This is a genomic window from Syntrophorhabdaceae bacterium (assembly GCA_036504895.1).
Taxonomy (GTDB): Bacteria; Desulfobacterota; Syntrophorhabdia; order Syntrophorhabdales; family Syntrophorhabdaceae; genus PNOM01.
Genome location: DASXUJ010000054.1, coordinates 38,007 through 62,511, shown reverse-complemented (window position 1 = coordinate 62,511; position 24,505 = coordinate 38,007). Strand labels below are relative to the sequence as shown.

The following is a 24,505-nucleotide window of genomic DNA, read 5'->3' as shown; positions in this document are numbered from 1 at the left end:
CAGGTTCAGCCCTCTTTTTGCGACACAAAGATTGCAATATAGCCGAAGTACATAGCGGCCGGAAGGGGCGGGTTGAAGCCGGCCTCCTCGATCAGGCGAGGCAACAAGCCCTTTATGTTTTCTCCTATCTGGGGCTGCATGAAAAAATAGCGGGACACGTGGGAGACGAGAGAGCCAAACACGGTGACAGGTGCGTGCATGTCGGCGATCACGAGCTTCCCTCCTGTCTTCAGAACACGCCGGGCTTCCGCGAGGGCTTTCTTCTTCAGATCGAGGGGGACATGGTGAAAGAACATACTCGATACGACGGCATCGAAAGAACTGCTCTCAAAAGGCAGGCTCTCTGCCGCGGCGACCTCGAACCTGCACGTCCGGCTCTCCCGTTTCTTCCGGGCCAGGTTGATCATTTTTGCCGCGGCATCAATTCCGATTGAAATACCGCCTTTTTCATGGTCGAGCCTTTCTCCGATGGCGCACGTAAGCACTCCGGTGCCGCACCCAAGGTCGAGGACCCGGTCGGGACCGGCAGGATCGAGGAGGGAGATGATCTTTTGGTTATATTGGGCCGCCTTCCCCAACATCAGCACCGGTTCAAGGAGATCATACACGAAAGCCGCGTGATCCAAAGTCCTGCCCCTGGTGGGAACCGATTTTAGGGAGTGGTCATCTCTCATTCATGCGCTCCGGATGAATATTTGAATATAGAGGCGATAACAGACCGGCCGCGAAGCAGGGGGTCTTCACGGCGCCTTGTTTCGCCCCTGCCTATCAGCCGGGGACTGCCGCGGCTGATAGGCGGCGCCTCAGGTCTTGCTGACACAATTGAACATCCAGGCAATGCCGTACCGGTCGACAAGACTGCCGAAATAGGCGCCCCAAAACATCTCCTGCAGCGCCATTTCTATGTTGCCGCCTTCCGACAGGGCTTTGAAAAGACGATCGGTTTCCGCACGGGTGTCGGGCTCGAGGTTTATGTAGATGTTATTGCCCTGGGATACCGTGAATCCGAGAGATTCGGGGACGTCGGTTCCCATGAGCACATGTCCGGCCAGAATGGGTAATTCGATGTGCATCACGAGGTTCTTGTCCGACTCCGCCATAGGAGGCTGATCCGGTTGAGGCGGCATATCTTTCAGGCGTGCGATCGGTCCGGAAAACTCGGTTTTGAACACGGACTGGTAGAACATGAACGCCTCTTCAGTCGAACGGGTGAAATTGAGATAGGTGCTGACTCTTGCCATTTTGGACCTCCTCATGCGTATATTTGCTCCCCAGGCCCATACACCGGGCGAGATGGCCGGGGAGGACCACATAGAATATGTATGCATCTATTGGTTTTACTTCAATAGATGCATACTCGGACTGCCTTCGCGGACCGTTACGGAATTCTCCCTTTCTCGGAGGCCCCCTCCCCGGGAGTGCAGGCTAAAGCCGCCGGCCGGGGAAAATTCAAGGGATGCCTTTTTGCAAAAATTCTCCACAAAAAAACCGGTCGGAAGAGAATTTTTGCACAAAAACACTTTAACAAATCCCCTGATTGCTTTATCATTCATAGAAGCGAAGAGAATCCCAGTACTCAACCATTTGTCACAAATACAGATAGGGAATTTCTTATGGGAACAAAAACCGATCAACCAAACCTGAAGCCTCATGCGGTGGTCGAAAAATTAACCAGCGAGCTCACACAGGCAAAAGAGGCGCTTCGATCCGAGACGGAATTGCGCAAGGAAGCCGCCCGTCTTACCCGGGCCATTCTATCGATTCAGACATCGATACATTCTGCCCCGAACTTTGACGAGGTGATGCAGACGGTCATCTCCGAGGCGGCCGCGGCCCTCGGGAGCGAGACAGGTGCAATATCCCTTCCCAGGAACGGGAGCTGGGTCGTCAGTCACGTGCACGGCTTTCCGAAGAGCGTTGTGGGTATGGAGATGAATGATGAGGCGGAGCCCCACGCCGTCCATGCGATCCACGCTGGTGAGATCGTGGCGGTCAATGATGCGTGGGACGATCCGAGGGTCAATCGCCGGCACATGATCAACCGGAACGTCCGTTCCGTTCTCGTCGTTCCCGTCATGTCAGGGCAGAAGGCCATCGGGGTATGTTTCTTCAACTACGGGACCCCCTTCTTATTTAATGAGGTTCATCTCGATTTCGCGCGAAACCTTGCCGTATCGATCTCGATTGCCCTTGATAACGCAAGGCTCCTCGAAAACCTCCGCAATGAAATTATCGAGCGTGAGGAGGCTGAGGCGCGTCTCGCGGTGAACCTGCGCACTTTCACTAAAATGCATGCCCTGAGCATCAAAAATGTGGGGCACCACGGACTCGAGCCCTTGTTGCAGGAGATCATGAACGCGACGATCGCTATTATGGATGCCCGTAAGGGCACGCTTCAGCTCATGGACGGGAATAGGCTTCGCATTGTGGCTCATTATAACCACACCCCTCAATTCCTCGACTTTTTTGGTTCAGCCGGGAACGTCGCTTCCGTGTGCGGCGAGGCGACCGCAAGAGGAGAACGGGTGATTGTGGAGGACGTGGAGACAAGCCCCTTTTTGGCCGGAACGTCATCACTCGCCGTGCTCAGGGATGCCGGGGTGAGGGCAGTGCAGTCAACGCCTCTCGTGAGCCGCAGAGGAGACCTGCTCGGTATCCTCACCACCCAATACGGTGCTCCTCACGTACCTGACGAGCATAGTCTCAGGCGAATGGACATGCTCGCCCGCCTGGCAAGCGACATGATCGAGCACGCATTCGCGGAGGACGCTCTCCGCAAGAGCGAAGAAAATTATCACGCCCTGTTTAACAACATGAACGAGGTGATGGCAATTGCCGAGCTTCTTTACGATGAGCACGGCAACCCTGTAGATTGGCGTGTGCTGGAGGTAAACCCCGCATTCCTGCGCCAAACCGACAGGCCGGTAAATAGAATTATCGGTCTGCGCATGAGCGAGATATATGACGACCGCGCTCCCCTGCCATTCCTCGGCCCTTTTGAACATGTCGTCAAGACGGGTGAATCGATAAGAATAGAACGGTACTTCGCGCCGCGCCGGATTCATTTGCTCATATCGGCATTTCACTTGGGCGGATCGGTTTTTGGGGCAATCATGACGGATATAACGGAATTCAAGCGAGCAGAGCAGGAGCTCCGGGAGAGCAACAGGCGGCAGCGCGAGATGCTCGAGGCGATGCCGCACCTGGTGTGGACGTGCCATCCTGACGGCCGGGCCGATTACATGGGAAGGCAGTGGCTCCAGTTCACCGGGAGCACCGAGGCAGACCGGTTGGATCATGCCTGGCTTGATCATTTGCATCCCGAAGATGTTCCGGTAGTCACCGCTATCTGGGAAGAAGCGCTCAGGAACGAACAGGCGTGTGCGATGGAATTCCGCATCAGGGGACACGACGGCAGCTACCGGTGGTTTTCGACCAACGCCGTCCCGATTCGCGATCAAAAGGGAAAACTTGAAAAATGGCTGACATCGAATACGGACATTGAGGACCGCAAACAGGCTGAAGCAGCGCTGAGGAAAGCCCATTATGAGCTCGAGCTCCGGGTGCAGGAAAGGACTACGGAGCTGCAAAGCGCCTACGACAGCCTTCAATTGGAGACCATGGAGCGCAGGCGCCTGGAGGAGCAACTCCGGCAGTCTCAGAAGATGGAGGCCTTAGGAACATTGACGGGAGGCATAGCCCATGACTTCAACAACATCCTCGCCGCCATATTGGGATTCGCCGAAATGTCGCTGGATGAGGTGGCCGAAGGCAGCTTACTGGCGAAGAACCTTCGATACATTGTAAAGTCATCATTCAGAGCGCGGGATTTAATCCGACAGTTACTCACCTTCAGCCGTAAGACCGAATATAAGATCACTCCCCTGCGTCTGACCCCCGTTATCGATGAAACGGTTAAATTGCTTCGCGCCTCGATTCCCACCACAGTTCGGCTGGACCTGAAATCGAGCGCCAAGACCGATATCGTTTTCGCCAATGCTACCGGAATACAGCAAATAATCATGAACCTTGTCACTAATGGGGCCTATGCAATGAGAGAAAAGGGCGGCACTTTGAGCATAGCCGTTGCTGATGCCGTAATAAAATCAGGAACACGGCACGATAACCCGGCCCCCGGAGAGTATGTCAGGCTCACGGTGAAGGACACGGGCATAGGGATGGATACGGAGTTGACGAAGAGAATATTCGAGCCCTTCTTTACCACGAAGAAACGAGGGGAGGGGACCGGTATGGGCCTTGCCGTGGCATACGGGATAGTGAAGAGCCTCAAGGGGGATATCAGCGTCAAAAGCATCCCCGGGATAGGCTCGACATTCCGGGTACTCATTCCAAAGGCCGCGGAAAGTGAGGAGCCCAAAGTCTCGACAGCCGGGCCAATCGCTAATGGAAAAGAACACATCCTCTTTGTCGACGATGAAGAAACTTTGACCGCCTTCGCGAAAGCGAGCCTGGAAAGACTTGGTTATAAAGTGACCGCCATGACGGACAGCATGAAGGCCCTCGGGATGTTTTCCGAAGACCCCGCTCAGTTTAATCTCGTGATCACAGACCAGACCATGCCCCAGCTCACCGGATTGCATCTTGCCGAAGAACTCCTCAAGATACGGGGAGATCTGCCGATCATTCTTTGCACCGGCTACAGTGAGAGCGTGAATAAGGAAAAGGCCACGGCAGCGGGAATAAAAGAGTTTCTCATGAAACCGCTGGCCAGACGGGAACTGGGAAAAGCGGTCAGGCGGGCATTGGACGGGAAGACCGAGCCATAATGCCGTCAGCTGCATGAGGCGCTGAGCCGATGGGGGAGTCATAGTTGCGGACGCCCCTTATTTGTCCCTCTCACACCTCATATCCCGAATTCCAGCACGAATTTCGACCCATGCCGGCGTTCAAGCCGGATGGTTCCGTCAAGCTGTTCCGTGAGCAAGCCGACGAGCTGCATCCCGAACCCGGTGGAGGCTGCGATGTCAACCGATTCCGGAATGCCCGTGCCGTTATCGTATACAATCAGGGTTGCACGGTTTTCCTTTACTGAAAATGAGACGCCTATCAATCCCCGATCCAGGCCGATAAAGGCATGTTTCATTGTGTTCGTAAGCAATTCATTGAGAATCATACCCAAAGAGGATAGCGTATTCGCGTCAAGGATTACGTCATCGATGTGCGGCTCCACGGTAACCGATCCCCGGGTGGAAAAATTCCTGAGAATTTCATCGATCAGAGACGCGAGGTAGTCCTTTGTAGATATCTGCCTGAAATCGGTAGACCGGTAGAGCTTGTCATACAGTACCATCATGCCTTGCAGGCGGCTTCTCGAATCCGCAAGGGCGGCGACTGCCAACGGGTCCTGTAATGTCTCTGCCTGCAGCAACAGCATGCTCATGATCACGTTCATGTTGTTTTTGATCCGGTGATGCACCTCATGGAGGAGGAGCTCCTTCTCGAAGAGGACGGATTTGATCCGTTCTTCCACCTCCTTACGCTCGGTGATATTCTCAACAAACCCCTCCAGGAAAGCTATTGCGCCGTCGGCGTTGAGCACCTTGCGCACCGTCACATTTGCAATGATAATAGTGCCGTCCTTGCGGCGGTAGCGACTCTCGGCGTGAACCCATCCGGTGCTTTTTCGCGTGGCGGTGAGAAGGTCCGAATGCTTTTCCGAGTCGACGTAAATTTGGGTTTTGATATTCGTGACGGCGGAAACCATCTCTTCCGGAGAGGCATACCCCATCATTTGAGCCAGCGCAGGGTTCACCCGCAAGAATCGTCCTTCCGGCAGGGAGTGGAATATGCCGATCGATGCGTTTTGAAAAAGACCCCGGTAATTCTCTTCACTTTCCCGAAGCGCCATTTCGGCTTTCTTGCGTCCGGTCGTCACTTCCGTATAGGTGATCATGCCGCCGATTTGTCCGTCCGCCCGATACCAGGGACGGCACTCCCACCGGTTGTACGTAACGGAGCCGTCAGGCCGTTCGAAATAATCGTCATCGTTGCGCTCTATGGCGCCCGCCAAACATCGTTGGTGCACATCCTTCCATTTCTGGGGCATCTCCGGAAATACCTCGTAGTGATGTTTTCCCAGGATGTCCGCTTCCTTGACATCATAATCCTGGAGGTACCGGTCGCTCACGGCAATGTAGTGGAGATCGCGGTCGTATACCGCGATCGCGTTCGGGTCGTGCCGGACGATATAGCGCATCATTTCCTCGCTTTCCCGAAGGCGCGTCTCCGACTGCTTGCGGTCGGTGATGTCGCGAACAATGGCCCACATACCCAGGAGGTTTCTTTCTTCGTCATCGATAAGAAACGTCCGCAGCTCGACGGGAAAGACGGCGCCGTCTTTCCGGACGTATTCTTTTTCATAGACATCCGAGAAACCCCGCACCATTATCTGCTCATCGATGATGACCGATTCTATGGAGTGCCATTTTTCAGGCGTCAAATCCTGATAGGTGAGACAAGCCAATTCCTCCATCGAGTAGCCGAGCATATGTATGAAAGATTGATTTGCTTCAAGGATCCTTCCGGTCATATCGACGAGCACGAAGGCGTCCGTCATGGTCTCGTGGAGCCGACGATATTTTGTTTCGCTGGCCTTAGTCCTCTCGTGGGCCTCGAATAACTCAAAGGCCATCCCGATCGAGGACTGGAGCACAAAGTTCCCGCAGTCCTTGGTTACATAACCATAGCGGGTGATCTCCTTTACTCTTTCCACATATTCCTGCTCGGAGTGGGAGGTGAGAAACACGATGGGGATCGTTCGTCGGGAGAGGATCTGCCTCGCAGCCTCTGTGCCGTCTATGCCTTTGCCGAGATTGATGTCCATGAGAACGAGGTCGATCTCTCTATTTTCAGTGGCGAGGCGGACAGCCTTTTCGCCGGAATTTGCAATGATGACCTTGTTGTACCCGAACCGCCTTATCGCCTCGGCCTCGGCCATGGCGATAAGGGCCTCATCTTCAACAAGAAGGATCGTCTTCTGTTCCTGAGCGCTCATGAGAGACATTCCCTAAATAAGAAAGCCTTTTCGCCGTCAGGGAGGGCATAGGTTCCCCTTGGGCGGGACAGAAGGCCCTGGATCGTTCACCGGCAGACATAGAAGATGTATACCTCTTTCCCTATAGCGAAACCTTTTTTATGAAGTTTCTTATGAAGCTTACCGAGGAGTATATTGGTGCGTCCGAAATTTGTCAACAAGATTAGCAATCTGCTATTTCCAGTCGAAGGGCGGTCAGGAAGTCCATGATTATATAACCTGTGGAGCCTGATCCGACGCTTAATGATTAATGACCAATGGCGACTGAAATACATTTCCCTACCCCCTGTGGTGCGGACCGTCATGAGAATGACGATTTTGACAATCTGATTCCATCCGAGCCCTTGCGCCGCATACAGCCCCATACTGGCGAACCGGCGGCAGCCTTCTTGCAGGATACCGTGAAGGAGCCGATGCGGAAGCGAAACTCCCGGGTCCATCGGAATGGACGCACGGTATATTGCGAATGCCGGTAAATTTTTCTATAGGAGATGGAGCTTTATGACATTAAACAGAACAGATTTGAAATCAGGTATCATCACCATTTTTGCGGCCCTTTGTGTATTCCTCGCAACGGGCTTAATCGTGCCTGCCTGGTGCGAGCCGGCAGCTGCTTTAAAAAGTGGAGAAACCGGAGAATCTTCGTCCATCACTCCCTGGACCACGGACTACATCCGTAAAAGACCGTACCTGATCTACAGCGGAAGGCCCACCGCCATGACGGTCCTCTGGCAGACCTATCAGACCCCCGCTATGTCGACCATAGAATGGGGAACTACCACGGGCTACGGCAGAGGCCCAATCGCGGTGCATGAGGACGGCAACTCATCGGATAAACACCAGTTCTCTTATACGATTTCAAATCTCCTTCCCGCGACGAAGTACTATTACCGTGTTACCAACGACACCTTCTCTCACACCGGCTCTTTCACCACCGCACCGCGTCCCGGCGAGACCTCTCTGTCCTTTTACGGGTATGGAGACACGAGGGCCGAATATCTCAACCCCCCGGTTGACCATAACGCCGTTCTGAGCGCACTGCTGACGGACATGGACCAGAACCCCGAGCAGCGGCAGACGCTTCTGGTCCACATGGGAGACTATGTCTATAACGGGTTGAATGAATTCCTGTGGGACGTGCAACAGTTCAACCTGGAGCCGGCCTACGATGCCATGCACTCCACCTTCGCGAAACTTCCGCTCATGGGAGTTCTCGGGAACCACGAAGGGTACGATGCCTACGCCGCGAAAAAAACGGTGATGAATTACGAGAACATAGGCGATCTTTTCCGGAAATATTATCCCTATCATTATCCGAACAATAACCGTTTTTATTATTCTTTCGATTACGGTCCCGTCCATTTTGTCGTAATCGACACGTGGTCATACCAGGGCGCCTCTTCGGAGCAGCAGACGATCGATGCCGTGCAGGCGAACTGGCTGAAGCGGGACCTCAGGGCTTCCAGAAAGCCCTGGAAGATCGCCATGCTTCACACGCCTATTTGGGCATGCCTGCAGGGTAATGCAGCCATGCAGGCCCAGCTCACGCCCATATTGAAGGAGGGCGGGGTCCATATGGTCCTCCAGGGGCACTCACACTATTACAGTCACGCAGAGACTGAAGGCCCCTACGCGGGCATGACCTGGCTCGTCCTGGGCGGCGGCGGCGCCCCGATCAATCCCGAGGCGGCGTGTGTTCAGGAAACGAACAAGATGTGGCCCCCCTTTGCGGCCTTTAAATTCCATTTCGCGAGATTCGATGTGTCCGGCAATACCATGACGGTTACCGTGATCGACAAGGACGGGGCAATAATAGAGACATTCCAGGTAACGAATTGACAGGGAGGTAACAGGGAGATATCTTTCGTACACTTGGACCGCCGCTGAATCGAGGAGGGTGTCCCATCTTCGCCGCCATGCTCCGGTCGCGTGCTCTGGCGTTATATAATTCCATGCACTCAACACAGACCCCGGGCCGTACTATAGAAAAAAGTTTTTTATCAGTCTACAAAAAAATGAGACCTCCTGTTAAGGTATTACGGGATGCGCCCCATCCCTACACCAATACAAGGAGGCCTCTCTAATGAATACTCACGAGGATAACAGGTTAAAGGAGTTCCGTCAACTGAAGAGTCTGATCCGGGGTTCCAAAGAATATCTGGTGGTCGGGATCGACATTGCCAAAGAAAAGCACCATGCCTTTCTCGGCACCGCGGCAGGCAAGACTCTGAGAAAGCAGCTCGCCTTCACCAATACCCGTGAAGGCTTCGAGTCTCTCTGTTTTCATGTGGAGGCAGTAAGAAGGCAAAATGGCCTTACAAAAGTAGTCTTCGGCCTGGAGCCCACGGGAGACTACCATAAGCCCCTTGCAGAGTACCTTCTGAGGCAGGGCCATACTCTTGTGATGGAATCGGGCGCCGCGGTAAAAAAGACGTGAGCTTTTAGACGGACGATGGGATAAGAACGATACCAAGGATGCCGCCAATGTGGCCGATCTCGTCTCCCAGGGGAAAGCCCAGTTCTATGATTTCCCTTCCGCCGATCTTAGGGAACTACGAGCGCTCCTCTCCTTAAAAAGAAGATTCAAGAAGCTGGAGCAGGGTTATAAGGCGAGAATAAGAAACCACCTCCTCGCCCAGTACTTCCCCGAGATGGATGAGTCCTTCGGGAATGTGGAAGGTCCTGCCATAGTGAAGTGGTGTCTCGACCCTAAGGAAATTGCCTCCCTCACCTTTGAAGAGTTCGTCCGCATGGTCTCCTCGGAGCGTGTAAGCGAACCACAAAGAAGACGGTTATTGACCACCTATACAAAGGCAAAGACCTCTATAGGGTGTGAGACAATGCCCGCTACGTCCTTTGAAGGCAAGATTCTTATCGATGCATTGGACCAGCTCCATGGGATGATTAAAGAGACGGACGCAAAGATTGCACAGGTATGCACGCGCTTCCCCGAGTATGCCTGCCTTCTCACCATTCCCGGATTCGGTCCCGATATCTCTTCCAAAGTCTTGGGAGCCCTCGGTAATCCTCATAGGTTCGAGAATGAGAGACAAGTCCTCAAAATGGCAGGGCTCGACCTCTCGAAGAGCCAGAGCGGGAAAAGCGAGACCGTTCCTGTCATCTCCAAGAAAGGGAAGGGAGATCTCCGTTATGGACTTTATCTGGCAGCCCTAAGCGCTTCCATAAAACATAAACGCTTTGTTGCCTACTTCACCAATAAGCTCAAAGGCAGGGAGCGGGAGAAGGGGATCAGGCTCAAGATGAGGGTAAAGCTTTCTGCAAAGCTCCTGGTGATCGCATGGACCCTCATGAAGAAAAGGGAGGTATTTAATCCGGATTGCATAGCTGAATAAGAAGATTATTACTGGCGTGAGAGTCCGAGCTCTGGCGTTGAGGCAAATGACCTCGATACATACAATTCTGGGCCTCTCACAAGAACTATGCAACCTGGATAAGGGATGATAGGTGATCCCACGGATATACCGGATAATACTAACGCTGAGGTGCCGGTTCGCAGTACGTGAGAGAGACCGCCAATTAAAGAAGCTTAACCCATAAGAGAAGTGCGCCTTGAGAAGGGGAGTAAATTGAGCTTACTGATATCATTAGATATTTTAATTGACTCAACATTTTGTTTGACGGGAGGATTATAGGATGTATCAATATACGCCGACGCGCCCAGCGATCCTCGCCTGACGACGAACCTGGAACATCCCCCTCGATTCAGCGGCCAGCGCAGCCCGGCAGTATTGAATGAATAATAAGGTGCCGGGGAAAAGCCCCGCGTGGAGATATTGGGGAGAAACGACAGGCCGGCGCGACGCAAGAAAAGTGCGGGGGGAAGAGGGGGTAGTCCAATGTTCAAGGCATTTTCCAGAATGGGTTTGAATGTTTACGGAGGTAAAGTCTGTTAATCACGTGAATTTATGACCACAATTAGAACTCCGGATGTGGCGCATTGGGAGCATCGCGACCGTAGGCGTACATCGCTGAGGCCGCGAGCGTATACAGGGTGCCTCAGATCGAGTTTTCGTCCCCTATCCCACCTTTTCAGGCTGTTTTTCACTCGGCATTGAAATACTGAAGGACATCCCGCTCACACCCACGGCCGGCGCAGTCCGGCACTATTGAAGTCCCTGCTCTTTCGCCCTGGGTCGCCGGCAGCTGAAATATATCTCGTCCTAATGCTTGTAAAACGATTACGAAACAATTGATGATTCAACGACTGCAAGGAACCCTCTCCCGGACCTATAATAGGTAGTGAATAAGACAAATTAGAATCGGAGACAGGTCTTCACCCGGGCTGTCCGAAGTTTGTTTGATAGGGATCTGAACTCACCGCCAGTCATTCATTCTGAACGGCACGGCATCCCTCGCATGATAACCGGGGAAGGTGCGCCGTGAAACGGATTTTTGCATCACTTCTTTTGATTGGCGTGATCATTGGTTTTGCGGGTTTCTCTCATTCCGGCATCACCTACAGGGTCTTTGACTATCCTGACCATATAGACACAATGCCCCGGGGGATAGACGGGGACAGGATCGTGGGAAGCCATTCCATGGAAGTTTTCGGCTTCTTTTATGACGGCGCCAATTTTATCTCCTTCCAATGGCCGGACACATTCGTGGAAGGCACCTGGGCCAACGGTATAAGCGGGAACAGGATCGTGGGATCGACCCAGGGCCAGGATTACCTGGGGGGTTTTATCTACGAGGCCGCCGCCTTTACCCCCCTCAATTTCCCCGGCGGCAGCTGGACATCGCCTAACGGCATAGAGGGAAATAAGATCGTGGGGACATACCTGACCTCGACTGAGGACAGCGATACCTACCATGGTTTTCTCTATGACGGCGCCGCCTTTACCACCCTCGACGTACCTGGTTCGAGCTATACGTCCGCCGAAGGCATAAGCGGGGCCAGGATCGTGGGGACCTATGTGGATGTCGATAACGTCTACCATGGTTTTCTCTATGACGGCGTCACCTTTACCACCCTAGATTTTCCGGGAGCCGCCTACACGTTTGCATACGGCATAAGCGGGACCAGGATCGTGGGGACATACGCGGATGCCGACAATATCTACCACGGTTTTCTCTATGACGGCGCCGCCTTTACCACCCTCGATTTCCCGGGCGCTTTCTTCACCTACGCATACGGCATAAGCGGGGATAAGATCGTGGGATATTCCGTGATTTCAGAAGACGTCGATGGCGGCCAATACCCTGTGATCCACGGCTTTATCGCCACCATCGTGAATGACAACGTGACGCTCACCGTCACCAAATCAGGCACCGGCGCCGGCACGGTCACAAGCAGCCCCACAGGCATCAACTGCGGCGCGAGCTGCAGCGGATCCTTTTCCCGGGGCGCATCGATCACCCTCACCGCTGCCGCCGCTACGGGCTCCACCTTCACGGGCTGGACCGGAGGCGTCTGTTCGGGAACAGGGACCTGCACGGTTACCCCAACGGTTAATACGGCCATAACCGCAGGCTTCGCCGCCGCCATATATACCGTCGGGGCCTCGGTTTCCGGAGGTCACGGCAGTGTAAGTCCCGCCACCCAGGCGGTCTCTTACGGGGCCTCCGCATCGATCACTCTCAGCCCCGACACGGGCTACCATATTGCCGGCCTTATTGATAACGGTCAGTCAGTCACGAATGTCTCAAGCTTCAGGACAAAAAACGGGCATGTCGCTGCTCCCGCACAGACAGCTCCAGGAAAAGCCGCGATGGTCGCCAATCCCTACGTGATCGGCAACGTTACCGAGGACCATAACATAGTGGTCACCTACGCGATCGACACGTACCCGATCAACGCCTCCGTCTCGGGCGGCCATGGATCGGTGGCCCCCGCGACGCAGACTATAAACCGGGGAGTAAACGCCTCGATTGCCATAACCCCCGAATCAGGCTATAACATCGCGGGGATTACCGACAACGGTCAAGCCGTGACAGTGGCCAACCCCTACACGATCAGCAACGTCACCGCCGCCCACACAGTAGTAGTTACCTTCTCCACCGACACGTACCCGATCAACGCCTCCGTCTCGGGCGGCCATGGATCGGTGGCCCCCGCGACGCAGACTATAAACCGGGGAGCAAACGCCTCGATTGCCATAACCCCCGAATCAGGCTATAAGATCGTGGGGATTACCGATAACGGCGTAGCCGTGATAGTGGCCAACCCCTACACGATCAGCAACGTCACCGCCGCCCATACAGTAGTAGTTACCTTCTCCACCGACACGTACCCGATCAATGCCTCCGTCTCCGGCGGCCACGGATCGGTGGTTCCCGCGACGCAGACCATAAACCGGGGAGCAAACGCCTCGATTACCATTACCCCCGAATCGGGCTACAATATCGCGGGGATTACCGACAACGGCGTAGCCGTGACAGTAACCAACCCCTACACGATCAGCAACGTCACCGCCGCCCATACAGTAGTAGTTACCTTCTCCGCCGACACGTACCCGATCAATGCCTCCGTCTCCGGCGGCCACGGATCGGTGGCTCCCGCAACGCAGAGCGTAAACCGGGGAGCGAACGCCTCGATTGCCATAACCCCCGAATCAGGCTATAACATCGCGGGGATTACCGATAACGGTCAAGCCGTGACAGTAACCAACCCCTACACGATCAGCAACGTCACCGCCGCCCATACAGTAGTAGTTACCTTCTCGGTCACGGCCACCCTGTCGGTGGAGAAGACAGGCACCGGCTCGGGCACTGTTATCAGCAATCCGCGGGGGATCAACTGCGGCTCTATCTGTGCCTACAGTTTCAATGATGGAAAAAAGGTGACCCTCGTTGCCCGGCCTGACGGCAGCTCCCTTTTTGCCGGATGGTCGGGAGGGGGCTGTTCGGGGACAAAAGCCACCTGTTCGGTGACGATGAACGAGTACACCTATGTAACCGCCGTCTTTAAGAGCGAATCCCATATAATTGTCACTCCGTCAGTTAAAAACTACGGCACGGTAAAGGTCAAAAGACGGAAAGCTGCGTCCTTCATAATAAAAAGCACAGGAAAAAAACCCCTGGCCGTGGGTGAGATCTCTTTGAGTGGCGATCCTTCCTTTGTCGTTACGAGAAATACATGCCCGGGGAAAAACCTCCCTCTCAATCACGCGTGCCAGGTGACGGTGACCTTCATACCTGTTACCACGCTCCCCGTGACCACAGATCTCATTGTGCCCTCCAATGATCTTGATATGCCTACCGTAATCGTGAATCTCGCCGGAAATGGAGGAGCGGGCGCCGGGGCAGCCGATGCCGGGGAGGAGACGGGAGATAGTGAGGAACCCTCGGTCCCTGTGGACTGACGCTACGGGAACAACCCCGCAGCAGCCGTCCCGTTATTCGGAAGAGCGGTAGCTGATGCGATAGACGGCGTCGGCTTTGTCGTCGGAGACGAGGAGGGCGCCATCGGGCATCACCAGGACGTCGACAGGACGACCCCATGAGGATAAGCCCTGCAGCCAGCCTTCTACGAAGACTTCATAACCGGTTATGGCTCCGTCTTTTTCCATAGCGCGGGTAATCCTGTATCCGATGGGCGGTATCCTGTTCCAGGAGCCGTGTTCGGCAATGAATATATTGTTGCGATTGCGGCGGGAACATGGCGCCTGTGTAAAACCTCATCCCGAGCGCTGCGACATGGGGTCCCAGGTTCTTCCGCGGGGGAACGAATTCCGTGCAGGACCTCTTGCCCCCATATTCCGGATCGGGAATATTGCTTCCATGGCAGAAGGGGAAGCCGAAGTGCATTCCCTTTTGGGGTGCGCAGTTGAGCTCATCGGGAGGCTGATTATTCCCTAGCCAATCACGCCCGTTGTCGGTAAACCAAAACTCTTTCGTCCTTGGGTGCCAGTCGAAGCCCACCGTATTGCGCACCCCCTGGGCAAATACCTCGAGGTCGGTTCCGTCGGGGTTCATTCGCATGATCGAGGCATACCGAGGGTCATGGCTCATACATATGTTACAAGGGGCCCCTACCGGCACATAGAGTTTGCCGTCCGGACCGAATCCGATGAATTTCCAGCCATGATGGGTCTCCTTTGGAAACGTGTCATTTACTACGACCGGTTTAGGCAGGTGGGACAACTGTTTTATGATATCATCGAAGCGGAGTATCCTCGATATCTCGGCAACATACAGAGACCCTCCGAAATAAGCTACGCCGTTAGGTGAATTCAGACCTTTGGCAATAATGACTATTTCCTCGGCCTTATGATCTTTGTTGCGGTCCAGGAGGGCATAGACTTTACCGGACGAACGACTTCCCGCAAACACGATCCCTTCGGGTCCGAGCGCAAGGGAACGGGCGCCTTCGACATTCGTGGCGTAAGTGTCTATGGCGAATCCGGGAGGGAGCTTGATCTTGTCGAGGCGAACCTCCGCCACCGCAGTTGAAGCTGCGAACGGAATGAAAAGTGCCGTAAGAAGGTGGGCACACAGATAGAGGATAAGTCTTGTCCCGCTGTTGCTATGAGGATTAGGGCTTGCGATTTTTTTTATCCCGTAGTGAGCCATGTCTGAGAATCTCCAGCGCTGAAATATGGCTGCGGCATCGGTGGCCATTTTTCCTCCCTTCCTACAATCTTGTGTACTTCGCGGTCTGTTATACCTGAAAAATAGAGCTTTCCTGGTCCAATTGCTTCACGCGAATGTATGCCCGGCATAGAGATTGTCAAGCCCTGTGGTCAAAGAGATGGATAATACCTACCGTCACCTTCCGTCAGTTCCCATGCCATATAGTATGTCAACGCGGTTGCCGCACGGCGCCGCTATAAAACACCTCACATTTGCCGGACTGAGCATATCGTTTTGCCTTCCTGTAAAGATCAAGGATCGGACCGGCAAGAGACTCGACCGAACTGACTGTGCCGGCACGGGGACTGTCGAAAGAACCGGTAATGGTTTGTTTAAATGTCGGGCACCCTTTGTCGTCGAGAAGTGCCACTGTCACGTTGTTAAATCGCCGGCTCACAAGATTGAGTTTGCCTTTGAGGGCCACCCGGAAATGGCGCGTGGCGAGGGCGCAATCGGTAGCCTCGGCCTCGCCGTTTTTAATCTTCCAGTGAGAGATAAACTGGGTGATGGCGCCTCGTCCTCCCTGGGTCTCGTAGTAAAGATCCCCGTAACGGTACCCTTTTAGTGCGACAGTGCCAAGAGGACCGACGAAGAAGTATGAAGCCAGATCGGCGAGGTGGAACTTCTGGCTCGTTTCATATTTTGCGAGGACTTTGTCGAGGTCCATAGTATAGGTGACGAGATTATCGCCCCGGAGAGAGAAAGTGCCTTCCATGCCCTTCAGTAAAGGGCGGTCCCCTGTTTCTTTCACCGTCAGGGATGCGACAAGATCACCCTTCCCCCCGACCAGCTTTTTTACGTCGAAAGATTCCTCCAGTTTTTCGAAATCCAGCTTCGACACTTTGAGATTAATTCTATATTCAGCCTTACCTTTCGATTTGTCTGCAGTGATATCCCCTTCACCCGCGGCTCCGAAGATATCCATGATGAGGGGCTTGAACGAGAATACCCCCTTCTCAGCCTTTACACTGCTTCTGATGCGGTTGACCTTGAGGTTCTTTTTCGCCAGTTCCTTACAGTCCATGGTTCCCGTAAATGAGATGTCTCGTATGATATCTTCCGTCATATCCACCACCGTCATATCTTTTACCGCCAGACTTATTTCCTTAAACTCCGTCGTTTCACCCTTTTTTCTGTCAGAGTAGACGATCGAGCCGATGGTAAAGGGTTCGAAAGTGTAAGCCCCTCTAATTGCCTTCACGGACGCCTTGAGGTTCTCCATCCTCACATTCTTTTTCAGCACCTCCTTGCAGTCCATGGTTCCCGTGAATGAGATGTTCTTCACCACACTTCCCGGGCCATCCACTACCGCCATACTCCTGATAGTCAGATTGACTTCTTTCAACTCCGTCTTTTCGCCCGTCTTCTGATCAAGATAAAATAGCGACCCCTTGGACAGCTTGAGATCATTCAACCTGAAACCCGGCCCCAGCCACCCTTTTATGGATTCCAGTTCATGAGTCCAGAAATTATATTTTCCCAAGGCGTCCTTCACGACGGTGACCACGGGTTTGACAACCTCGCAGCCGGTGACAGAGAGCTTTCCTCGCAACAGGGGCATCAACTCTGCCCGCAATGTGAGACGTTCAAGGGAGAGAATCTCGCCTCCCTTGCCGGTGACATGGACATTTTTTGCCGAGACGCCAAAGGGAACGAGGGAGAGCCTCATTCTCCCCTCAATCCTGACAGTGAGGCCGGTTTCCCTGGAGGCGGCGGCTTCGATCCTCGACTTGTGAGTGTTAATATTGAACGAAAGGACGGCAATAATCGCAATGATTACGACCGGGACGACCGCGCCGCCCGCGATCATAAGGCCCTTCCTTCTTAACGCTCTCATGGCGCTCACTCCGTGACGGACATTTACTTATTCCAACTATACGCATCTTGACTCAATAGCGGTAGTCAGTCGCTACGACATGTTCGCTCACGATGGGCAAGACCCCCGGGATTACGGGAGGGTGCTTTTCGGGCTGTCGGTTCAATGGGGCTTCCCCCCCACACACCACCCGCCTCCCCAAACCTGCTCTTTACAATAAACCGCCCAATGAGTAAAATAATCTACATGAAAACACCATCTATCGCACGACTGACTGCGCTTTTTGTCCTCCTCGGCTTTCTTCTTGCCCCTCTCTATTCCACTGCCCAGGACGGCAAGACTGCTTTTCTGGCAAAGGACAACCTTGTCCCTGTGCTTGGGAGCGGGAAGGTGAAGGTCCGGTTTTATACGGACTATTTTTGCGGCCCCTGCAGGGCCCTGGAGCCAAAGATCGAGCCCCTTATTGCCGACCTGGTGAAAAGGAACGCGATCACCATCACCTTTATTGACGCGCCTTTTCATACCTATTCCTCCCTTTATGCGAAATATTTCCTCTTCATCTACCGCGACAGGAGAGAGCCGGAATATCTCCTCAAGGCGCGAAATATTCTCTTTGAAGCGGCGAAGCAGCAAAAGGACGGTAACCCGGTTATCAATAATCCCCCTGCACTGGAGGAGTATCTTTCCAAGAATTATCTGCGGTTCCAGCCATACGACCCTGCCGCCGTATTTGCCGTGCTCGCGGGTTATATCCAGGAAGACAAGATCAATCAGACCCCTTCCTGCGTCATAACCGACGGCGGCAAGAAAGAGACCTACCGGGGGGGCGCGGATATCATAAAGGCCCTCTCTGCCATCAAATGAGAGGGGGCGTAAGGGCGAAAGGCTCCACCCCCGAAAAGATTTATCGTGTAACCGCTCATGAATTCTGAAGAGATTCTCTGCATTCACCTCGGGGGGCTCGGCGACCTGTGCCTTTCCGAATCCCTCTTCCAATCCCTCCGCCACCACTTTCACGCGCCCCTCGTGGGTCTCGGCACCAAGCGCTTCCTCAGCCTCTTTCAGGAGTATTTCGACAGGGTCCATGGAATCGAATCGGCCCGGTGGCTCTATCTCTTCTCCTCCCGGCCTGCGGAGATTACCTGGGAACGGATCGTCTTTATCGGCAAGGACAGGGAAGGGAGCCTGAGGTCGCGGTGGCAGCCTTTCTCGCGGTCGCCCCTTCTTTTTATTGAAATGTACCCGGAAGGCGCCTTCGGGAATATCTCCTTACAGGCACAGGCGACTCATGTGGAGGATTTCCAGCTGGCCCAGCTTGCGCGCCATGGGATAGGGGCCCTCAGGAAGGAGGTCTCCCCCCGGCCCGGCTCACGAGTGATACTCTATCCCGAGAAAGGCTTCAAGAAAGAAAAGTGGCATGAGGATAACTTCATCGAACTCTATCACTCACTTAAATCGCGGGATATCGAGACCGCGGTCATGGAGCCTTTCGATCTCAGATTGGGGCTTCCGGAGAGTATCACCCTCACCGAACTCACCGACGTGAAGGAGTTCTTTTCGGAAGGGGGCATCTTCGTATCGAACGATTCGGGAATGGCCCATTTCGCGGGCGCCTGCGGCCTTTACACGGTTACGGTCTTTATCGATTTTGACCCCGTGGTGTGGCATCCCCGGGGTGCCGGGCGCTTCCTCAGGAAGGGTGTCGATGAGGTAAATACCGCACTGGTGGAGAAAATCATTATGGATAGGCTGGCACTATCATGAGACATACAGTAACGGCAGCTCCGGGATCAATGAAACATCTGATAATAGGCGATGACGATCTCCTTGCAGTTTGCCGCGCACGGGCTTTCGACGACGCCCCGGAGAGAAAAGAACGCGGCCCTTTGCCCCTCGAGCACCGTCACTTCCTCGAGTGTGAAGTCGGCCGCCACCAGCCGGTACATATAGATGTCATAGCCGTCATAGGGAAAATTGCCGAAATATTCCGGGGCGGGGATCTCGAGATCGAGCTCTTCTCTGATCTCCCGCCGAATAGCCTCCAGGGGCGTTTCTCCTTCTTCGACCTGGCCCCCGAAAGTTCCCCAACAATCGGGCCAGGGTATGACGGGAATATTGTCCCTCAGTTGAAGGAGCACTTCCCCCTCTCCGTTTTCGATTATAAGCCCGCACTGGGGCCTTATCTTTTTCATCTCCTTATTCTAGGACGATAAGAGCGGTGAAGTCCAGAGGGAAGAGGAATGCCGCCTTTTCCCTTGCAAATTGCGCTTCAGTGTAAGAAAATGAGGAGAATGGTCGTGCGACTCCCTTACGCAGTCTATCCCTTCTCGCGCTCGGAGGTGTGTGCGCCCCATGGAGTGAACGGGGTTGCATAGGCCCATCCGTCTTATCCTTGCCCTATGTATAGTACTGCAGTGCGGCTTTGTTTTTGCCCAATCGGGCAATGTTGCACCTTCGGTTACGCGGCCGCTTACGGTGGCGATAGTCAACGATCCCCCAATGGCTTTCAAAGACAAAACAGGTCAATGGACGGGGTTCTGCGTCGAGCTGTGGCGTCACATGGCCCTGAAGATGGGCTCGGCCTATGAATTCAGGGAATTGGAATTCAAGGAGATCGAGGGGACGCTCCGATCGGGGAACGCCGATATCTCTGTTTCCCCTCTCTACGAGACGGTGGACCGCCATAGGTTTTTGGATTTCTCCGTCGCCATAGGCTCCATCGAGCCGGCTATCGCGGTCCTTGCGACCAGGGATCCCCATCCCTTCCTTGCCGCCCTCAAGGTGCTTCTCTCCTGGAATATAATCGAGATGGGGCTTCTCTTCCTGGCCGTGATCTTCCTTGCCGGGTTCACCTTTTGGATCATCGAAAGGAAGTCTAATCCGGACCATTTCGGCGGCCATCCCGTGAAAGGCCTCGTGGCAGGGCTATACTGGGTCGGCTCCACCCTCGTCTCCGGGTTTTGCACCGGGGTGAGTCTCAAATCGACTTCCGGCAGGATTATTGGGCTCCTATGGATATTGGCGGGGGCCATCGCCTTCAGCGCCCTTACCGCGTCGCTCGCCTCTTCCCTTATCGGGCGGCAGCAGCTCCTCGGCTACACCTATGATATGAACGCCATGAGGGGTATGCACCTCGGCGCGGTGACCGGGACCACCCAGGCGTCGCTCCTCGGGAAGCTGGGGGGGAAATTCACCCTTTTCGACAGGACGGACCAGGTAATCGAGGCGCTCCTGGCAAGGAGAATAGAAGGCTTTTTCGGCAACGAGCGGCTTCTGGCTTATGAGGAAAGCAAATATAGGAATAAGCTCTCCCTTCACCTGACTACGCTCAAAAAGATGAGGCTTGCCTTTGCCCTTCCCCAGGGAAGCCCGCTACGGGAAGGGCTCAATATTTCTCTCATGGAATTCATGGAAGGCCCTGAATGGGACAGCCTCGCCCATCGCTACGGTCTCACCCGTGATCTCGAGCCGCTGGGTAGAAAAGAGGCGAAAGGGTCGTCATGGTCGGGAAATTGAAAAGCCATGGAGGCGGCCCCGGCCAGATCGGGCAGATCGGCAGTTTCATGATGAAGGAGATGTGTGTTCTCCTTATCTTTGTGGTGCTGCTGGCGGCGCTCCTGACGCCTCTTCCCCTGCAGGGGCAGGCTTCATCGAGCCTCCCCCATAAGAAGCTGATTGTGGGAGTGATAGACGATCCCCCCTTTGCGATCAAGAACGAGAGGGGCCAGTGGACGGGATTCAATGTAGACCTGTGGCGCTACATGGCCGTCGACCTTGGCATCGATTATGAATTCAGGGAGATGACCTTCAAGACAATTCAGGACAGCCTCAGGAACGGGACGATCGACCTCTCCATCGCAGCCCTTTATGAAACCGCGGCCCGATACCGGCTCTTCGATTTTTCCACGACGGTCGGCACGGAGCGCCTGGCAGTGGCCGTCCCGGCAGACAAGGATTCTCATGCCTTACTGGGCGCCGGGAAAACTTTTTTTTCCTGGGGTGTGATAAAGATACTCGCCCTTTTTCTGGTGGTGCTTTTGGGGGTGGGGCTTATCCTCTGGCTCATCGAAAGGAAGCGGAATCCCGAAGATTTTGGAGGCCGCCCTGCCAAAGGGATCGGCACGGGCACCTACTGGGTGAGCTCGGCCTTAGCCGCGGGAGCGTGCTATGATGTGACGCTCAAAACGCTGCCGGCCCGCATTATAGGTCTTATCTGGATCTTCCTCGGCGCATTGGCGTTCAGCGCCTTTACCGCCTCCCTTGCCTCGACGCTTCTTATTCAAAGCCAGTCCATGGAGATCTATGATGCGAAAAAACTTCGGAGCCTGCGCCTCGGCGTCTTGAGGGACAGCCTGCAGCATACTCTGCTCAAAGATATAAATGGAAAATACCGGGTCTTCAATGACGAGAGCGCCCTCATGGCCGCCATGAGAGCGAAAAAGATAGAGGGCCTCTTTATGGGCGAGCTCACCCTCCATTATTACGCAGGCAACGAGTTTGCGAGGCCCCTGCGCATCCATCCCACGGAATTCAAGCCCCACCGTTTCGCTTTTGCCTTTCCCAAGGGGAGCCCTTTAAGGAAGCCCGTAAACCTCGCCCTCACCGAAATCGCGGAGAGGCCGGAATGGGAAGCACTCGCGACCCGCTACGGCCTCGATAATAATCTCGAACCGAAGCAGATGAGCCTGGGAAAGAAGAGCCGCTTTTCCAGGTAGCCGGTCCTTACGGCAGATCTCTCTTCATCGCGGAGAGGCGCGCAAAATGACCCCGTTCCTCCATAATGATCTTTTCGATGGCGGGACGTTCCTTCTCGGGCACGTAGGCCTTCAGCTCCTGGTAAAAGGTTATGGAGTCGACTTCCCTCTGGATCGCGAAATCAAGCGCTTCCGCCACGCCGCTAATCTCCTGGAGGACCGCCTTTTTATCTTTCGAAAAAATTACCTTGCCGTCGATGTAATCATGAAGGTAGGCCATATACTCGCCGGGATAGCTCTCCGGGGCATCGATCCTTTGGACCAGGCTTAAGAGCCCCTGGAAGAACGATTTGTGGCGGACCTCTTCCGCGGCAAGGTCGTTAAAAAAATCGGTCACTTTTTTATCGCCGGCCATCTGGGCGGCCCTGAGATAAAAGAGCTCCCCGTCCTCTTCGATACGGACGGCAAATTTCAAAATGTCGGCAGCGTCAAATTTCAGCATCGACTTCCTCCTCTGAGATAGTTTTCGAATTAGAGAAATATATATTATTCAATGAGTAGTACGCAAAGGAATTGCGCAAAAAATGGTTTACCCCACTCCCTGCGCTTCAAAGAGCCGGCGGATCATCTCGATCGCCTCTTCCTGAAGGGTATGGAGATGGTCTGTTCCGAGGAAGCTCTCCGCATAAATTTTGTAGATATTTTCCGTCCCCGAAGGCCTTGCCGCGAACCACCCGTTTCGGGAGACGACCTTGAGGCCTCCGATGGCCGCGCCATTGCCCGGTGCTTCCGTTAATTTCGCAAGGATCTTCTCTCCGCCGAGCGTATCGGTCTTCACCTGATCGGGAGAGAGTTTCCCCAGCAGGGCCTTCTGCTCCGGGGTAGCCGGGGCATCGATGCGCTCGTAGACAGGGGCGCCGAACAGCTCGGTCAGGGCCTCGTAATGGACGCCCGGGTCTTCTCCCGTGACCGCGGTGATTTCCGCGGCCAAAAGACCCATGATGATCCCGTCTTTATCGGTGGTCCACACGGTTCCGTCTTTCTTGAGAAACGATGCCCCCGCGCTTTCCTCGCCACCGAATCCGTATTTTCCGTCGATCAAACCATCTACGAACCATTTGAATCCCACCGGCACCTCGTAGAGCGCGCGGTCGAGATGGCTCGCCACCCTGTCGATCATGCTGCTGCTCACGAGGGTCTTGCCCACCGCCGAACTCCCGCTCCATCGGGGCCTGTGCTGGAATAGATACCAGATCGCCACCGAGAGAAAATGGTTCGGGTTCATGAGTCCCGCGCTCCTCGTCACGATGCCGTGTCGATCGGCATCCGGGTCGGTCCCGAAGGCGATGTCGAAATCACCCCTTAAGCCCACGAGGCGGGCCATGGCATAAGGAGAGGAGCAGTCCATCCGCACCTTGCCGTCCTTATCGACCGTCATGAAGCCGAAGGCAGGGTCAAGGGCCGGATTGACGACCGTGAGGTCGAGGCCGTACATCTCTCTAATGGGCTCCCAATAAGGGAGCGACGCGCCGCCCAAGGGATCGACGCCTATGGTGATCCCCGAATTCTTTATCGCCTCCATATCGATGATGTGGGCGAGATCGGCAACATAGGGCAGGATAAAGTCGTATTCGTGCACCGTCCCCGAGGAAAGGGCTGCCCGTAAGGAGAGGCGCTTCACGCCGTCGTTGCCGCGGCGGAGAAGATCGTTCGCCCGGTCTTCTATCCAGCGGGTCACCGCCACATCAGCAGGGCCGCCGTGAGGGGGATCGTACTTGAAGCCGCCGTCTTCGGGCGGGTTATGGGAAGGGGTGATCACTGCCCCGTCTGCGAGGCCTGTCGATCTTCCGCGGTTGTAGGAAAGTACCGCGTGGGAGACTACGGGCGTGGGCGTATACCCCCCGCCTTTCTGGATCATCAGGTTGACGCCGTTTGCCGCGAAGACTTCGATGGCCGTGGCATGGCTCGGCTCCGACAGGGCGTGGGTGTCCATGCCGAGGAAGAGGGGCCCGTCAATGGAGCGGCCCGCCCGGTAATCGCAGACCGCCTGGGTTACGGCAAGAATGTGGGCTTCATTGAAGCTCTTGCGGAAAGACGATCCCCTGTGGCCGGAGGTGCCGAACTCTATGGCTTCCGCGTTGACGGCAGGGTCGGGGCTTTCCGTATAATAGGCGCTCACGAGTCTTGGTATATTTACGAGCAGGTTTCTGGGGACGGGTTTGCCGGCAAGTTCGTGCAATGCCATTATGGCCTCCTCAACGTGTCTTTATCTATAGCAATAATAATACAGGGTTCGGCGAAGAGGCAAGTCAGGCTATCCTTTTTTTCCCCGCCGGGTGCGATCTG

General features: G+C 54.6%; 18 protein-coding genes. 9 read left to right on the top strand and 9 right to left on the bottom strand.

The window, feature by feature from the left end:
- Positions 1-5: 5 nt before the first annotated feature.
- Positions 6-674: a methyltransferase domain-containing protein gene (locus VGJ94_07145; GenBank protein ID HEY3276380.1), complete on the bottom strand. Its 669-nt coding sequence runs from the start codon at positions 672-674 to the stop codon at positions 6-8.
- Positions 675-803: 129 nt separating this feature from the next.
- Positions 804-1,241, bottom strand: a complete 438-nt coding sequence (locus tag VGJ94_07140; protein HEY3276379.1) for a VOC family protein — start codon at positions 1,239-1,241, stop codon at positions 804-806.
- A 372-nt stretch (positions 1,242-1,613) separates the two neighbouring features.
- Here VGJ94_07140 and VGJ94_07135 point away from each other — a divergent pair, with 372 nt between their 5' ends.
- A complete protein-coding gene (locus tag VGJ94_07135) occupies positions 1,614-4,787 on the top strand; it encodes a GAF domain-containing protein (protein ID HEY3276378.1) in 3,174 nt (1,057 codons plus the stop codon).
- A 77-nt stretch (positions 4,788-4,864) separates the two neighbouring features.
- On the opposite strand, the gene VGJ94_07130 is transcribed toward VGJ94_07135, so the two are convergent.
- On the bottom strand, positions 4,865-7,015 hold the full coding sequence (locus VGJ94_07130) for a PAS domain S-box protein (GenBank protein HEY3276377.1): 2,151 nt from the start codon (positions 7,013-7,015) through the stop codon (positions 4,865-4,867).
- Positions 7,016-7,555: 540 nt separating this feature from the next.
- Between VGJ94_07130 and VGJ94_07125 the strand changes: the two genes are divergently transcribed.
- The 4 genes from VGJ94_07125 to VGJ94_07110 all read left to right on the top strand — a co-directional run bounded on the left by VGJ94_07125 (position 7,556) and on the right by VGJ94_07110 (position 14,379).
- Positions 7,556-8,893 (top strand): metallophosphoesterase family protein, encoded by a 1,338-nt coding sequence (locus tag VGJ94_07125; GenBank protein ID HEY3276376.1) that lies wholly within the window; start codon positions 7,556-7,558, stop codon positions 8,891-8,893.
- Positions 8,894-9,137: 244 nt separating this feature from the next.
- Complete coding sequence (locus VGJ94_07120) at positions 9,138-9,491, top strand: transposase (GenBank protein ID HEY3276375.1); 354 nt, start codon at positions 9,138-9,140, stop codon at positions 9,489-9,491.
- Positions 9,492-9,540: 49 nt separating this feature from the next.
- Positions 9,541-10,407, top strand: coding sequence for a transposase (locus tag VGJ94_07115; protein ID HEY3276374.1), 867 nt, complete (start codon positions 9,541-9,543; stop codon positions 10,405-10,407).
- Between the two features lie 1,047 nt (positions 10,408-11,454).
- On the top strand, positions 11,455-14,379 hold the full coding sequence (locus VGJ94_07110; protein HEY3276373.1) for a hypothetical protein: 2,925 nt from the start codon (positions 11,455-11,457) through the stop codon (positions 14,377-14,379).
- A 33-nt stretch (positions 14,380-14,412) separates the two neighbouring features.
- Here VGJ94_07110 and VGJ94_07105 read toward each other — a convergent pair whose 3' ends face one another.
- The 3 genes from VGJ94_07105 to VGJ94_07095 form a co-directional block, all read right to left on the bottom strand.
- Positions 14,413-14,586, bottom strand: a complete 174-nt coding sequence (locus VGJ94_07105; protein ID HEY3276372.1) for a hypothetical protein — start codon at positions 14,584-14,586, stop codon at positions 14,413-14,415.
- Positions 14,555-15,637 carry a PQQ-dependent sugar dehydrogenase gene (locus tag VGJ94_07100; protein ID HEY3276371.1) on the bottom strand — a complete coding sequence of 361 codons (1,083 nt, stop codon included), beginning with the start codon at positions 15,635-15,637 and terminating at the stop codon, positions 14,555-14,557. Before VGJ94_07100 ends, VGJ94_07105 begins: the two co-directional genes overlap by 32 nt.
- Before the next feature lie 181 nt (positions 15,638-15,818).
- Positions 15,819-17,486: an AsmA family protein gene (locus VGJ94_07095; protein ID HEY3276370.1), complete on the bottom strand. Its 1,668-nt coding sequence runs from the start codon at positions 17,484-17,486 to the stop codon at positions 15,819-15,821.
- Positions 17,487-17,711: 225 nt separating this feature from the next.
- On the opposite strand from VGJ94_07095, the gene VGJ94_07090 reads away from it, so the two are divergent.
- Both VGJ94_07090 and VGJ94_07085 read left to right on the top strand, forming a co-directional pair.
- Positions 17,712-18,329 (top strand): thioredoxin domain-containing protein, encoded by a 618-nt coding sequence (locus VGJ94_07090; protein ID HEY3276369.1) that lies wholly within the window; start codon positions 17,712-17,714, stop codon positions 18,327-18,329.
- Between the two features lie 57 nt (positions 18,330-18,386).
- On the top strand, positions 18,387-19,229 hold the full coding sequence (locus tag VGJ94_07085) for a hypothetical protein (protein HEY3276368.1): 843 nt from the start codon (positions 18,387-18,389) through the stop codon (positions 19,227-19,229).
- A gap of 26 nt (positions 19,230-19,255) precedes the next feature.
- Here VGJ94_07085 and VGJ94_07080 read toward each other — a convergent pair whose 3' ends face one another.
- Positions 19,256-19,657 carry an NUDIX domain-containing protein gene (locus tag VGJ94_07080; protein ID HEY3276367.1) on the bottom strand — a complete coding sequence of 134 codons (402 nt, stop codon included), beginning with the start codon at positions 19,655-19,657 and terminating at the stop codon, positions 19,256-19,258.
- A gap of 283 nt (positions 19,658-19,940) precedes the next feature.
- Here VGJ94_07080 and VGJ94_07075 point away from each other — a divergent pair, with 283 nt between their 5' ends.
- Positions 19,941-20,981, top strand: coding sequence for a transporter substrate-binding domain-containing protein (locus tag VGJ94_07075; protein ID HEY3276366.1), 1,041 nt, complete (start codon positions 19,941-19,943; stop codon positions 20,979-20,981).
- Complete coding sequence (locus VGJ94_07070; protein ID HEY3276365.1) at positions 20,966-22,180, top strand: transporter substrate-binding domain-containing protein; 1,215 nt, start codon at positions 20,966-20,968, stop codon at positions 22,178-22,180. Before VGJ94_07075 ends, VGJ94_07070 begins: the two co-directional genes overlap by 16 nt.
- 7 nt (positions 22,181-22,187) lie before the next feature.
- Here the strand turns inward: VGJ94_07070 and VGJ94_07065 are convergent, their stop codons facing one another.
- Positions 22,188-22,661 carry a ferritin family protein gene (locus VGJ94_07065; GenBank protein HEY3276364.1) on the bottom strand — a complete coding sequence of 158 codons (474 nt, stop codon included), beginning with the start codon at positions 22,659-22,661 and terminating at the stop codon, positions 22,188-22,190.
- 87 nt (positions 22,662-22,748) lie between these two features.
- The gene (gene pgm / locus VGJ94_07060) at positions 22,749-24,404 is read right to left on the bottom strand and encodes a phosphoglucomutase (alpha-D-glucose-1,6-bisphosphate-dependent) (GenBank protein ID HEY3276363.1); all 1,656 of its coding nucleotides are present in this window, start codon (positions 24,402-24,404) and stop codon (positions 22,749-22,751) included.
- Between the last annotated feature and the right edge of the window lie 101 nt (positions 24,405-24,505).